We start from the raw sequence: 13,546 nt of genomic DNA on the forward strand, positions 1-13,546 counted from the left end.
TCATTATGTCCGGTTCTGGTCCTGACGGAGGATGATCGATGTTGACCGCCAAGCAGCATGAGTTGCTCCATTTCATTCAGCAAAAGCTCGACGCGAGCGGCATTTCGCCGTCGTTCGAGGAGATGAAGGAAGCGCTGGGGCTGAAATCGAAATCGGGCATACATCGCCTGATAAGCGCTTTGGAAGAACGCGGTTTTCTCCGCCGCCTCCCCAATCGCGCGCGCGCCCTTGAGGTCATCAAGCTACCCGAAGGCAAGACGGTCGCCGCGCCGCCGCGCGAGAATGTCGTGCCGTTGCGCAAGCCCGCCCCCGCGATGCGGCCGATCGCTGCCAACGATATCGTCGAAGTGCCGCTGCACGGCAAGATTGCCGCCGGTGTCCCGATCGAAGCATTCGAGGAACATAATAACCTCTCGGTCCCCGCCGCGCTGCTCGGTTCGGGTGAGCATTATGCGCTCGAAGTGTCGGGCGACTCGATGGTCGAGGCTGGTATTTTCGACGGCGATTATGCGCTGATCCAGAAAGCCAACACCGCGCGTGAGGGCGATATCGTCGTCGCGCTCGTCGACGGGCAGGATGCGACGCTGAAATATTTCCGCCGCGAAGGTCCGATGATCCGGCTCGATCCCGCAAACAGCGCCTATGAGCCCCAGCGCTACCCCGCCGATCGCGTCATCGTGCAAGGGCGCCTGTCGGGACTGCTTCGTCGTTACCACTAAGCTGCTGCGGCTGACGCCACGGATGCGCGTCGCCGGCGCGCAGCGTGGCGACGGCCAAAGGCGGGTCATCGAGGTAGAGCGCGAGCCCGCCGGTTTCGGCCAGGCTGTCGCGATCGATCGTCAACCAGCGGCCGGCGCATTCGCGCGGCAACCAGCGGTCGCTGATCACGATATCAGCCGCGGCACAGGCCGCGGCCATGTCCGCGCCGTCGATCCGGTCGAGCCCGCGCGAGGCCAAGACGACATGGCGGTCGGCGCCCTCTCCCTGGCGCCAGCGACAGAAATCGCGATTGCATTCGACATGGTTGAGATCGGCCAGCGCCAACAGCGGGGTATCGACCCCCGCGGCTTCGGCCATCGTATCGCGGATATAATCGCCCGCGCGGTCGCGTAGCAGCGCATAGCCGCCGTCGGGCCGCGCCGCAGCGATATGGCGGCCGTCGCCAGTGATCAGCAAGTCGGGACGCGGCTGCGCAAGCAGCGTCACCATGCCGATGGCGAGCGGGACGACGCCAGCGCGGCGCCAACGCGTCTTCCACAGCAAGATCCACAGCCCGCCGAATATCGCGAGCGCGAAGCCCCACGGAGGAAAGACCGGCAATGTGGCAACCGCGCCGGGCGCACCCGCCACCCAGTGCGCCAGCGCAATCAGCGCCTTCAGCGCCTGCTCGGCGATCCACCAGAAGGGTGCCCCCAGTCCGACACTGTCGAACAGCAGCGCGAGCGCTTCGGCGGGCATGACGACAAAAGTTGTCAGCGGGATCGCGATGACATTGGCCAGTGCGCCATAAAGTCCGGCCTTGTGGAAATGGAACAGCGCGATCGGGGCCAGCGCCGCCTCGACCACCAGCCCGGTCAGGATCAGGGCGCCGATGCCGCGACCCAACCGGAACGCCCATGGTTCCTCGCGCCGCGCGACATATGCCTTCATCCAGCGGCTCTCGTGCAGCGCGACGATCGCCGTCACCGCGGCAAAACTCAGCTGAAAACTCGGCCCCGCCAGCGCCTCGGGCCGCCACAGCATGACCAGCAGCGCGCCCGCCGCCACCAGCCGCAGCGTCAACGCTTCGCGCCCGAGCAGAAACGCGACCAGCACCAGTAGCGAGGCGATAAAGGACCGCAGCGTCGGCACCTCGGCCCCGGCGAGTAAAGTATAACCGCCGCCCGCCAGCGCCGCGGCGGCGGCGGCAAGCGGCAAGACCCAGCCACGCAGCGCCAGCCGCCGACTGAGAGCCAGCAGCCGCATCGCAAGCAGCATCGTGAAACCCACGACCGCAGTGACATGCAGCCCGCTGATCGACAGCAGATGCGCCAGCCCGCTACTCCGCATCGCTTCGTCGTCGGCTTCGCTGATCGCGCCGCGGTCACCGGTGACCAGCGCCGCAGCGACACCGCCTGCCGATCCTTCGACCCGGCTGTGGATATGCCGCGTCAAACGCGGACGCAGCGGCGGCTGCGCTTTATCGGCCCCGGACGTCCGTGCGATACTGCCGATCACCGTCCCGACCGCGCCCAACCCGTCGAACCACGCCCGCCGCGCAAAATCATAGCCCCCCGGCAGGCTGGCCGTCGGCGGCGGCATCAATCGCGCCCGCAACCCGATCCGCTCGCCGGGCAACAGCATCGCGGCCTGATCGTCGGTCGCGGTCAGGCGCAGCTGCGGCGGCAGGTCGGCGCGGGCGTGCGGACGGACGATCAACCGCACCTGCCCGCGCGCTGGCTGTGCATCGACGCGTTCGATCTGCGCCGAAAACTGGTGGTCACCGGATGCGCCAGCACCGGCGCGGCCACCCACAGCGCGCGGCCCCAGATCAGCAGCATTCCCGGCGGCGATCACGGCGCAGCCGATGGCGATCGCCCGGCCGGACCGGGTCTGCCACCCGAGCAACAATCCCGCCAGCAGACCCGCCGCGAGTGCCAGCAGCGCACCGATCCAGTGCATCGCGGTCGGCAATGCCAGCCACAGTGCAATCCCGGCACCCAGCGCGACGGGCAGCCACAACGCGATCCGCTCGCGCTCGACCTCCAGCCGCGCCTCCAGTGTATCGATCAGGTTGCGCCGGACCCGCGTCCAGCGCCCGGAAATCGACGTTTGAAGCTGCCTTGTCGCCATGCTAGGGGCTGCCCCCAATCCCCGTCCCGCCATGCTTTCCTGGCGCGGGCAAAGTGAGTGAAAGAGGCCTTGGTGGCAACCGATATTGGAACCAGTTTGACCGCAGCGACCTCCGAGGCAACCGGCACCGACGTGGTGACGCGTTTCGCCCCTCGCCAACGGGTTTCCTGCACATCGGCGGCGCACGGACCGCGCTGTTCAACTGGCTGTTCGCGCGCCACCACGGCGGCAAATTCCTGCTGCGGATCGAAGACACCGACCGGGCGCGATCGACCGATGCCGCGATCGATGCGATCGTCGACGGCATGCAATGGCTCGATCTCGACTGGGACGGCGAAACGGTGTTTCAATTCGCCCGCGCCCCCCGCCATGCCGAGGTCGCGGCCGATCTGCTCGCCAAGGGCGAAGCCTATCGCTGTTACCTGACCCAGGACGAACTCGCCGCGATGCGCGCCGAGGCGCAGGAAAAGCGCCTGCCCTTCCGCGTTCGCAGCCCGTGGCGCGACCGAAACGACGGCGACCCGTCGATTCCGCACGTCGTCCGCCTGCGCGCGCCGCAGGAAGGCGCAGCGACGATCGCCGACAAAGTCCAGGGCGAGGTCACCGTCCAGAACGCCGAGCTTGACGATTTTGTCCTGCTGCGCAGCGACGGGACGCCGACCTACATGCTCAGCGTCGTCGTCGACGACAATGATATGGGCGTCACCCACGTCATTCGCGGCGACGACCATCTCAACAATGCCTTTCGCCAGCTCGCGTTGATCCGGTCGATGAATTGGCGCGAACCGGTCTATGCGCATGTCCCGCTGATCCACGGCGCCGATGGCGCGAAACTGTCGAAACGCCACGGCGCGCTGGGCGTCGATGCGTATCGCGACGAAATGGGCTATCTGCCCGAAGCGGTGAACAATTACCTGCTCCGCCTCGGCTGGGGCCATGGCGACGACGAGATCATCAGCCGCAGCCAGGCGACCGAGTGGTTCGATCTGGCGCATGTCGGGCGCTCGCCCTCGCGCTTCGATTTCAAGAAGCTCGAAAATCTCAACGGCCATTATCTGCGCGAGGCCGACGATGAACGGCTGGCCACGCTGGTGGCGCCGCGGGTCGAGACGCTGATCGGCCGTGCACTCGGCGCCGCCGAGCGTGCGGTTCTGACCCGCGCCATGGAATCGCTCAAACCCCGCGCCAAGACGCTCGACGAAATCGCCGATGGCGCGATGTTCCTGTTCCAGCGCGATCCGTTGCCGGTGGACGAAAAGGCTGCCGAGGTGCTAAAGGCCTCACCCGAAGGCTTGCTGGCTGCCGTGACGCAGCGGCTGCGCGGGTTGGACCAATGGACGACAGAAGAGCTGGATGCAGCCGTGCGGGCCGAGGCCGAAGCCGCCGAATTGGGGCTCGGAAAATTGGCTGGACCATTACGCGCTGCACTAACCGGCCGAACCGTTTCCCCAGGGATTTTCGACGTGCTGTTGTTGCTCGGACGTGATGTCAGTCTGGCGCGACTTGACGCAGCGCAACATTATCCGGCAGGGGCGTAGCCATTCTCTCTCCGCCGTCAGAACAGGGAAAATAATATGACCGATCAGACCGCAAAAATTACCCTGGGCGACACCACCGTCGACAGCCCCGTCCTGTCAGGAACAGTGGGCCCCGACGTCATCGACATTCGCAAGCTCTATGCGCAGACCGGCGCCTTCACCTACGACCCCGGCTTCACCTCGACCGCAAGCTGCGAATCCAACCTGACCTATATCGACGGCGACGAAGGCGTTCTGCTTCACCGCGGCTATGCGATCGGCGACCTCGCCGAAAATTCCAGCTTCATGGAAGTCTGCTACCTGCTGCTCAATGGCGAACTGCCGAGCGCCGACGAGCTTTCGACCTTCGACACCACGATTACCCGTCACACGATGCTGCACGAACAGTTGTCGACCTTTTATCGCGGGTTCCGCCGCGATGCGCACCCGATGGCCGTCATGTGCGGCGTCGTCGGCGCGCTCAGCGCCTTCTACCCCGATTCGACCGAGATCCACGATCCGCATCAGCGGATGATCGCCAGCCACCGCCTGATCGCCAAAATGCCGACGATCGCCGCGATGGCGTATAAATATTCGGTTGGTCAGCCCTTCGTCTATCCCGACAATTCGTTGAGCTACACCGGCAATTTCCTGCGCATGACCTTTGGCGTTCCCGCCGAACCCTATGAAGTGAACCCGGTCGTCGAACGCGCGCTCGACCGCATCTTCATCCTCCATGCCGATCACGAGCAGAACGCATCGACCTCGACCGTTCGTCTCGCCGGCTCGTCGGGCGCCAATCCCTTCGCGTGCATCGCGGCGGGAATTGCCTGTTTGTGGGGTCCGGCGCATGGCGGCGCGAATGAAGCCGCGCTCAACATGCTGCGCGAAATCGGCCGCCCCGAACGAATTCCCGAATATATTGCGCGCGCCAAGGACAAGGACGATCCGTTCCGCCTGATGGGCTTTGGCCATCGCGTCTATAAAAACTACGACCCGCGCGCGACCGTGATGCAGAAAACCGTGCGCGAAGTGTTCGACGCGCTCAAGGTCAACGACCCGGTGTTCGAGGTCGCGCTGCAGCTCGAGGAAATGGCGCTCAACGACCCCTATTTCGTCGAGAAGAAGCTGTTCCCGAACGTCGATTTCTATTCGGGCGTGATCCTGTCGGCGATCGGTTTCCCGACGACGATGTTCACGGCGCTCTTTGCCCTCGCCCGCACCGTCGGCTGGGTCGCGCAGTGGAACGAAATGATCTCCGACCCCGCCCAGAAAATCGGCCGCCCGCGCCAGCTGTACACCGGCCCGACGCATCGGCCCTACGTCGCGGTCGACAAGCGCTGATCGGACCATATGCCAGAAACGAAAAAGGGGCCGTGCCGCGGCCCCTTTTTTTACCGCTAACGACCAATTGCTGACCTATATTGTCGTCATCCCGGACTTGATCCGGGATCCATCCGCCCTCTAAGTATAGGCGGTGCAAGGCCGCATGGACCCCGGATCAGGTCCGGGGTGACGAAGATATGAGGGCAGCTTCCCACCCCAAAAGCGACACCGCCGCCTAAGCGACATCCCGCGCCGGCAAGCTCAGCGTGAAACGCGCGCCCTGCCCCGGCGCACTATCGACCGTCAGATCGCCATCCATTGCGCGCGCCAGGCGCCTTGCGATATATAGCCCTAGACCCGAACCGCCGCTGTCAGTGCGGCCCAGCCGCTCGAATTTCTCGAACACCACCGCCTGCTGCTCGGCGTCGATCCCCTGTCCCTGGTCGGCGACGGTGACCATCGCGCGGTCACCTTCGCGGTTCACGCGGATCCATATCAGCGAATTGTCGGGCGAGTAACGGATCGCATTGCCCAGCAGGTTGAGCAGCACCTGCAGCACCCGGCGGAACTCGCCGGTAGCGGGAGCCTTGTCGTCGGTGCGCGGGGCGTCGATGCGGATGCCCTTTTCCTCGGCCTTCATCCCCAGCAGTCCAACCGCGCGGCGGGCCAGATCGCCCAGGTCGATTTCGTCACGCGCCGCCTTGAACCCGGGGCGCTCGATATTCTGCAAGTCGGCCAGGTCATCGACCAGCCCCAGCAAATGCCGCCCCGCATGGGCAATATCGCCCGCGTACCGCGCGTAATCGGCGCGGATCGGTCCGTCGAACTGGCCCGAGATCGTTTCGGCGGTCGCGATGATCCGGCTGAGCGGTCCGCGCAGCGCGCCGTCGATCCGCCGTCCGAATTGCGGATCGGACAAAGGCAGCGATCCGAAAGCCGGATCCATCAGGGCGGCGGGTGCCGGTGCGGTCTCGGTCGTTACGTCGGTCGGCGCGGCCACGCCGCGAAAGCCAGTGAAACGCCCGGCGGCGTCGAACAGCGCATCGCCCGCCAGCGTCATCGCCGTGCGACCTGCGGGGCCGTCGGCCTGCACATGCTGGCCCGTAAACCGCGACTGCCGCGCCAATGCGCGCAGCACCGGAAAGCGGCCATCCGTGTCGGGTTGCAGCTCGAACAGTTCGGACAGCGAGCGCCCTTCCCAATCGGCGGGAATGGCGCGTGCATCGTCCGCCGCCCGCAGCGCCACCATGCGCAATTGCTGATCGCATTCCCAAGTCCAGCCATGCGGCACCACCGCATGGTCGTCGATCGCCGGAATTTGCGGCTGCGCGACGGGCCGGGTCCGCCAGTCGCTGATCTCCAGGCTCGCGCCATCGGCGTCGGGGATGATCCGGACGAGCGCATGAATGTCGCTATGATCGTCAGCGGCCTGCAAGGGTCGGCTGATATCGCGGTGCAACCGCTGCGCCAGCGCGACAAGCCGCGCCAGATGCGGCAGCGCCAGCGGCTTACCGAGCCCCGCACCGGCGCGCTGTTGCAGCCGCAGCAGCGGCGCGTCGGCGCTCACCAGCGCGCCCGACCGGTCGATCCGGCCGCGAATCATCCGCTCGCTCATCGCGTGCTCCGCCCCGGCGCCAACAACTCGCCATAATCGCGCGCGCCGTCCTCGGCGACCGCGCGCGCCGGCAACATCGCCAACGACGCTTCGAGCGGCACCAGTGCGGTACGATCGAGGTGCAGCGGCGCGAGCAGCGACGGCAGAGCTGCGGCTTCTGCCGTCAGCAGCGCCAGCGCCATATCGTCATAGCGGCGGTGGTGGGCCGCGGCGGCAAGCGCGATCAGCGTCGGCCAGTCGTGCCGAGCAATGGCTTGCGCCGCAACCTCGGGCAGTGCGGCACCCAACAGGTCGTGATAGGCCAAACCCGCGTGGGCAATGCCCGTTTCATCGGCCTGCCGCTCGGTGGCTGTCCGCACCGCTTCCCCCAACTCGGCGGCGCGCGCTTGATCGGTGCTGACCGCGGCCAGCCGCCACGCTGCAATGTCCAGCAGCAACGCCCGCAGAACGTCACCATCCAGGTCGGCGATCGCCAACGCGGGGTGTCCCAAGGCATCGAAGCGGCGCCGGTCGGCGATCTGCAGCGTCAGATAAGCGCGGTCGATGTCGGACAGCGGCGCGCCGACCGGTGGCGCCTCCACACTTGCGTCGTCGGCCTCGGTCAGGATCGGCGGTGGACTGGCGCGCTGCGCCGACAATTCCCGCCAGCGATGTTCCTCGGCGCGGGCAAAGCAGAATCGCGCCAGTCGCTCGGCACCCGGCAATCCGCCGCGCAGCCATTCGCGCCACAATTGGGCCGGATCGATACCGGGGTCGAGCCGCGCCGCGACATCGGCAACCAACCGGCGCGCAATGCCCAGCGACAGCGCGCGTTGCTCCTCGGTCAGCCGCCCCGCGGCGGGCGCCGCCAGATAATCCGTCAGTTCGCGCAAGCGCGCTGACAGCGGATCGATGCCGGACGAGGAGACGGAGTCAGTCATGCACGATCGCGAATAGCAGGATGGCGTTAATACGCGCTAAACCTTGAAGCGCTTTGTATTAGCGCGCTTCCGGGCGCCGCGCCAAGCGCAGCCAGAGCAGAATTTGCAGCAGCGCGAGCAGCGGCAGGATCGCGAACATCAACGAAGCGAAACCGAACAGCAGCGCGGGCGCCAGCATGATCCACGCCTGATCGGCATCGGGAAGCAGCCAGTGGAAGCGACGCCGCTCGCCTGAATCCTCGTACAACGACCGCGCGAGCAGGATCGTCGCGGCAAGGCATGGCGCCAATGCTGCTTCGGAAAACAGCGGCATCCGGTGTCCCGGTCCTGTCAGCGAGACCAGCCAAGGAAAGACTGCGAGCAAGATCCATGCGAACGTGCGAATGACGTCGCGCACCCGGTCTTGCGCCGCACTTTCGGCGCGAAACGCCGATAGAAAGCGCATTGCGGTCAGGCCCAGTCCGCCCAGGATCGCGACCAGCGCCCCCGCTGCTGCCAGCCCGCTCGCCGCCAGCCCCGCAACCGCCAGCCAGAGAAAGGCGGTTAGATAGGGGAGGTAGCGCGCCGTGGTCGGCGATTTGACCAGCAACGGACCCGCGAGCCGGATCAGCGGCATCATGATCGCCGACCGGCCAAATCCCATCCCGCCATATTCGACCTGTTGCAGGCTGGATTGCTCGATCAATGCCGCCGTCGGCCGATCGGTGACGATCGCGATCTCGCCCTGTTCGAACAGCGCCGGTTCGCAATAAAGCCGCCGCGATCCCGCCTGCACCGCGAGCCGCAGGAGGGTCAGCATCATGTCCCATTCGCCGGGCATCGCAGCGAGTTCGGCGACCATCGGTTCCGAAATCGACGCCAGCCCGCCCCAGCGCCGCGTCGCGTCGATCCGCTCGAACCCCTGCGTCAACGGCGTGTCGCCGGTGACGAGGATCGCTGGCGCGCCGGGCTTGGCGATCGCCGCATAATGCGTCCCGCCGGCGCGCAGCCCGTCGGCGACCAGGATGATACGGTCATCGCCCTGCACCAGCCCCATCAGGTCTGCCGCCGCGCGCACCGGGGTCACTTTCAATCCGCGGCGGCGGATGCGGTCGCAGGTGGCGAGCAAGTCGGCGGGTACCGCACCGACCGCGACCGCAATCTGGGTCACCCCGACATCGGCCAACCGCGCGGCCTGCCGCTCGATCAGCGTTTCGCCGGCCACCGTGACAAGCGCGCGCAACCCGCCATCGGGCAAGGCTTCGCTGGCGCCGATCAGCGCAATCAGGGCCATCGGCGGGCGCAATGATGTTGAGAAGCCACGGCTCACCGTCATATGGTGCCGAACCGGTTTGGCAAGCATCGCTTGTCGCGTAGCGATCGCGCGTGATACCGCGCCAGTGTGACGGATCGCGGATCAGCAGTGATTATCGGGGCTTCGGGCGGTATCGGCGCCGCGCTCGTCGACGCGCTGCACGCCAATGGCCGCCATGACGTCATCCACGCTTTCGCGCGCGCATTCCCCGCGGCGCAAGCGATCGACATCACCGACGAGGCATCGGTGGCCGCCGCAGCAGCGCTGGTTGCCCACGGCGGGCCGCCGCCGCGACTGGTGATCGTCGCCACCGGCCTGCTCCACGCCGACGGGCAGCATCCCGAACGGCGGCTGGCCGACATCGACCCCGACTGGATGGCGCGCAATTTCGCCGTGAACGCGGTCGGCCCCGCGCTCGTTGCCAAATATTTCCTGCCGCTCATGCCGCGCAGTGGGCGCACCGTGCTGGCCATGTTGTCGGCGCGGGTTGGCAGCATTGGCGATAATAGAACCGGCGGCTGGTACAGTTATCGCGCCTCGAAAGCCGCGCTCAACCAGCTGGTCCGCGGCTTTGCGATTGCCGAGGCGCGGCGCAATCCGGACGCCCTTGTCGTCGCGCTGCATCCCGGCACCGTCGATACCGGCCTGTCGGCGCCATTCCAGCGCGCGCTGCCCGCCGGAAACCTGACCACGGCGCCAACCGCCGCCGCCAATCTGCTGCGGACGATCGATGCGCTGACAGCCGCCGAAACCGGCCGGATTTTCGCGTGGGACGGCAGCGAAATCATTCCCTGAAAACCGACCGAATCGCTGGCCTTTCCCTGCTCCATGGGCTAGGAAAAACCCACCTCCCGAAAAGCAGAAAAAAGGCCGGGTCTTGACCGAAGAAAATACGCCGACGCCGCCGTCCGAGGACGGTATTTCGCCGATCAACATCGTCGACGAAATGAAGACAAGCTACCTCGATTACGCGATGAGCGTGATCGTCAGCCGCGCGCTGCCCGACGTGCGCGACGGGCTGAAGCCGGTGCACCGGCGCATCCTCTATTCGGCGTATGAAAGCGGCTATGTCGCGGGCCGCCCCTATCGCAAATCGGCGCGTATTGTCGGCGACGTGATGGGTAAATATCACCCGCATGGCGACAGTTCGATCTACGACGCCCTCGCGCGCATGACGCAGGACTGGTCGATGAGCGTGCCGCTCGTCGATGGTCAGGGTAATTTCGGCTCGATGGATCCCGATCCGCCGGCGGCGATGCGCTACACCGAATCGCGCCTCGCGAAGGTCGCGAACATGCTGCTCGGCGATCTCGACAAGGACACCGTCGATTTTCAACCGAACTATGACGGTTCGGAATCCGAACCCACCGTCCTGCCCGCGCGCTACCCCAATCTGCTCGTCAACGGCGCTGGCGGCATCGCGGTCGGCATGGCGACCAACATCCCGCCGCATAATCTGGGCGAAGTGATCAACGCAACGCTCGCGACGATCGACAACCCCGAAATCACCCTCGACGAATTGATGGCGATCATCCCCGGTCCCGATTTCCCGACCGGCGCGCTGATGCTGGGTCAGGGCGGCGCGCGCAATGCCTATGCCACCGGCCGCGGATCGGTGATGATGCGCGCGACGCACATCATCGAAGAAGGCAGGAACGACCGCCAGTCGATTGTATTGACGTCGATTCCGTTCCAGGTCGGCAAGTCCGGGCTGGTCGAAAAGATCGCCGAAGCGGCGCGCGACAAGCGCATCGAGGGTGTTTCCGACATTCGCGACGAATCAAATCGCGAGGGCGTCCGTGTCGTCATCGAGCTCAAGCGCGACGCGACCGCTGAGGTCGTGCTCAACCAGCTGTGGCGCCACACCCCGGCGCAGTCGAGTTTCCCCGCCAACATGCTCGCGATCCGCGGCGGCCGCCCCGAAATGATGGGGCTGAAGACGATCCTGTCGGCGTTTATCGACTTCCGCGAGGAAGTGATCACGCGCCGCTGCAAGTTCGAATTGAACAAGGCGCGCGATCGCGCCCATATCTTGCTTGGCCTCGTCGTCGCGGTCAGCAATCTCGACGAAGTCGTCCGCATCATCCGTGGTTCGTCCAGCCCGGCGGCGGCGCGAGACGCATTGCTCGCCCGCGAATGGCCGATCGGCGACATCGCCCCCTATATCCGCCTCGTCGAAGCGATCGACGGCGAGATGGACGCCAGCTCGAGCTATCGCCTGTCCGAAGTTCAGGTCAAGGCGATCCTCGACCTCCGCCTGCACCGCCTGACGGCGATCGGACGTGACGATATTGCCAAAGAACTCAAAGAATTGGCGGACGAGATTGAGGGGTTGCTTGCGATCCTTGCCGACCGTGAAAAGCTTTACGCCGTCATGCGCGAAGAGTTGATCGCGGTCCGCGACGAATTCGCCAAACCGCGCCGCACCCAGCTTGCCCCCGCCGCCGACGGCATCGACGACGAAGATCTGATCGAGCGCGAAGAGATGGTCGTGACCGTCACCATGGACGGCTATATCAAACGCACCACCCTCGACAGCTTCCGCTCGCAGCGCCGCGGCGGCAAGGGCCGCGCCGGCATGGCGACCAAGGACGAGGATGTCGTCACCGAGATGTTCGTCACCTCGACGCACACCCCGGTGCTGTTCTTCTCGACCCTCGGCAAAGTGTACCGGATGAAAGTGTGGCGCCTCCCCGAGGGTGGCCCCGCAACGCGCGGCCGCCCGATGGTCAATCTGCTGCCGCTCGGCAAGGACGAGACGATCTCGACCGTTCTCCCGCTGCCCGAGGACGAGGCCGAATGGGGCAAGCTCCACGTCATGTTCGCCACGGCAAAGGGCAGCGTGCGGCGCAACAGCATGGACGCCTTCACCAACGTCCCCTCGAACGGCAAGATCGCCATGAAGTTCGAAGGCGAGGACGAGGACGACCGGCTGATCGGCGTCGCGCTGCTCGACGAAAGCGACGATGTGCTGCTTGCAACGCAGCAGGGCAAGGCGATCCGCTTTGCCGGCGACGATGTCCGCGAATTCCAGAGCCGCAATTCGACCGGTGTCCGCGGCATGCGCCTGGGCGCTGGCGACGAGGTCATCTCGCTCTCGATCCTCCACCGCGTCGGCACCGACAGTGAAGAACGCGACGCCTATCTGCGCGCCGCGCCTTGGAAAGATAACGAGAATGAATCGACGCTCGACGCCGACCGCATGGCCGAACTCGCGGCGCGCGAACAGTTCATCCTGACCGTGTGCGCCAACGGCTATGGCAAGCTGTCATCGGCCTATGAATATCGCCGCACCGGCCGCGGTGGCCAGGGCATCACCAACATCGACAATATCGCCCGCAACGGCCTGGTCGTCGCCAGCTTCCCTGCCACCAAGGGGCATCAATTGATGCTGGTGACCGATCAGGCGAAACTGATCCGCATGGGCCTCGATTCGATGCGCGTCATCGGCCGCGGGACCGCAGGCGTCCGCCTGTTCGATGTGTCGAACAACGAACATGTCGTGTCGGCCGCGCTGATCGAGGAAAGCGACGAGGTCGAAGTCGAAGGCACCGAAGGCGAAGCGCCCGAAGCCGAAGCGGCGACGGATGGCGCGCCCGAATGACCGCCGCAACCGCCTTCAAAGTTCTGACCCATCAACAATGGTTGGATTTCGAACGCGAACGCGTGTTCCGCGGCGCGCCGGTCGACATTGCCGACGGCTATATCCACCTGTCGACCGCCGACCAGCTTGAAGCGACAATCGCAAAGCATTTCGCGGGCCAGACCGGCCTGATGATCGCCGAGGTCGACCTGATCTGCCTCGGCGACGCGATCCGCTGGGAAGAAGCTCGCGGCGGCGCGTTGTTTCCGCATATCTATGCGGAATTGCCGATCCACGCGGTGGTGAGCTTGCAGAAGCGGGATTGAATCGAACCAATAGACGAGCGGCGTCCTACCGATCGACGGTCCAAGCGGATGGCCGGAATGGGGTGGGAAGCTGCCCTCATATCTTCGTCATCCCGGACCTGATCCGGGGTCCATGCGGCCCTGCACCGCCTAT

9 protein-coding genes and 1 pseudogene are annotated in these 13,546 nt (G+C 65.7%); 6 read left to right on the top strand and 4 right to left on the bottom strand.

Features of this window, described 5'->3' with window-relative positions:
• The first annotated feature begins 38 nt into the window (after positions 1-38).
• Complete coding sequence (lexA, locus tag ACQY6T_RS00125) at positions 39-719, top strand: transcriptional repressor LexA (protein ID WP_428627041.1); 681 nt, start codon at positions 39-41, stop codon at positions 717-719.
• Here lexA and ACQY6T_RS00130 read toward each other — a convergent pair.
• A complete protein-coding gene (locus tag ACQY6T_RS00130; protein WP_428627043.1) occupies positions 673-2,832 on the bottom strand; it encodes a ComEC/Rec2 family competence protein in 2,160 nt (719 codons plus the stop codon). The two genes, lexA and ACQY6T_RS00130, sit on opposite strands and share 47 nt — an antisense overlap.
• A 96-nt stretch (positions 2,833-2,928) precedes the next feature.
• On the opposite strand from ACQY6T_RS00130, the pseudogene gltX reads away from it, so the two are divergent.
• Positions 2,929-4,370: pseudogene (gltX, locus tag ACQY6T_RS00135) on the top strand (glutamate--tRNA ligase).
• Positions 4,371-4,406: 36 nt separating this feature from the next.
• Positions 4,407-5,693: a citrate synthase gene (locus tag ACQY6T_RS00140; protein WP_428627045.1), complete on the top strand. Its 1,287-nt coding sequence runs from the start codon at positions 4,407-4,409 to the stop codon at positions 5,691-5,693.
• Between the two features lie 217 nt (positions 5,694-5,910).
• Here ACQY6T_RS00140 and ACQY6T_RS00145 read toward each other — a convergent pair whose 3' ends face one another.
• Genes ACQY6T_RS00145 through ACQY6T_RS00155 form a run of 3 tightly spaced genes read right to left on the bottom strand, consistent with a single transcriptional unit; the run spans position 5,911 to position 9,483 of the window.
• Positions 5,911-7,290 carry a sensor histidine kinase gene (locus ACQY6T_RS00145; protein ID WP_428627047.1) on the bottom strand — a complete coding sequence of 460 codons (1,380 nt, stop codon included), beginning with the start codon at positions 7,288-7,290 and terminating at the stop codon, positions 5,911-5,913.
• Positions 7,287-8,210: a hypothetical protein gene (locus ACQY6T_RS00150; RefSeq protein ID WP_428627050.1), complete on the bottom strand. Its 924-nt coding sequence runs from the start codon at positions 8,208-8,210 to the stop codon at positions 7,287-7,289. Before ACQY6T_RS00150 ends, ACQY6T_RS00145 begins: the two co-directional genes overlap by 4 nt.
• A gap of 58 nt (positions 8,211-8,268) precedes the next feature.
• On the bottom strand, positions 8,269-9,483 hold the full coding sequence (locus tag ACQY6T_RS00155; protein ID WP_428627053.1) for a hypothetical protein: 1,215 nt from the start codon (positions 9,481-9,483) through the stop codon (positions 8,269-8,271).
• A gap of 129 nt (positions 9,484-9,612) precedes the next feature.
• Here ACQY6T_RS00155 and ACQY6T_RS00160 point away from each other — a divergent pair, with 129 nt between their 5' ends.
• The 3 genes from ACQY6T_RS00160 (at position 9,613) to ACQY6T_RS00170 (ending at position 13,413) form a co-directional block, all read left to right on the top strand.
• Positions 9,613-10,299, top strand: a complete 687-nt coding sequence (locus ACQY6T_RS00160; protein WP_428627055.1) for an SDR family NAD(P)-dependent oxidoreductase — start codon at positions 9,613-9,615, stop codon at positions 10,297-10,299.
• An 82-nt stretch (positions 10,300-10,381) separates the two neighbouring features.
• A complete protein-coding gene (gene gyrA / locus ACQY6T_RS00165; protein ID WP_428627058.1) occupies positions 10,382-13,108 on the top strand; it encodes a DNA gyrase subunit A in 2,727 nt (908 codons plus the stop codon).
• Positions 13,105-13,413 (top strand): DUF952 domain-containing protein, encoded by a 309-nt coding sequence (locus ACQY6T_RS00170; protein ID WP_428627060.1) that lies wholly within the window; start codon positions 13,105-13,107, stop codon positions 13,411-13,413. Before gyrA ends, ACQY6T_RS00170 begins: the two co-directional genes overlap by 4 nt.
• The last annotated feature ends 133 nt before the right edge of the window (positions 13,414-13,546 follow it).

The organism is Sphingopyxis sp. (genome assembly GCF_965279725.1).
In the GTDB taxonomy this organism is placed as follows: domain Bacteria; phylum Pseudomonadota; class Alphaproteobacteria; order Sphingomonadales; family Sphingomonadaceae; genus Sphingopyxis.

Bases quoted from the DNA above. Each gene is read 5' to 3' on its own strand.
- ACQY6T_RS00155 (WP_428627053.1), bottom strand. From the start codon at position 9,483: ATGGCCCTGATTGCGCTGATCGGCGCCAGCGAAGCCTTGCCCGATGGC.
- ACQY6T_RS00150 (WP_428627050.1), bottom strand. From the start codon at position 8,210: ATGACTGACTCCGTCTCCTCGTCCGGCATCGATCCGCTGTCAGCGCGC.
- lexA (WP_428627041.1), top strand. From the start codon at position 39: ATGTTGACCGCCAAGCAGCATGAGTTGCTCCATTTCATTCAGCAAAAG.
- ACQY6T_RS00170 (WP_428627060.1), top strand. From the start codon at position 13,105: ATGACCGCCGCAACCGCCTTCAAAGTTCTGACCCATCAACAATGGTTG.
- ACQY6T_RS00145 (WP_428627047.1), bottom strand. From the start codon at position 7,290: ATGAGCGAGCGGATGATTCGCGGCCGGATCGACCGGTCGGGCGCGCTG.
- ACQY6T_RS00130 (WP_428627043.1), bottom strand. From the start codon at position 2,832: ATGGCGACAAGGCAGCTTCAAACGTCGATTTCCGGGCGCTGGACGCGG.
- ACQY6T_RS00140 (WP_428627045.1), top strand. From the start codon at position 4,407: ATGACCGATCAGACCGCAAAAATTACCCTGGGCGACACCACCGTCGAC.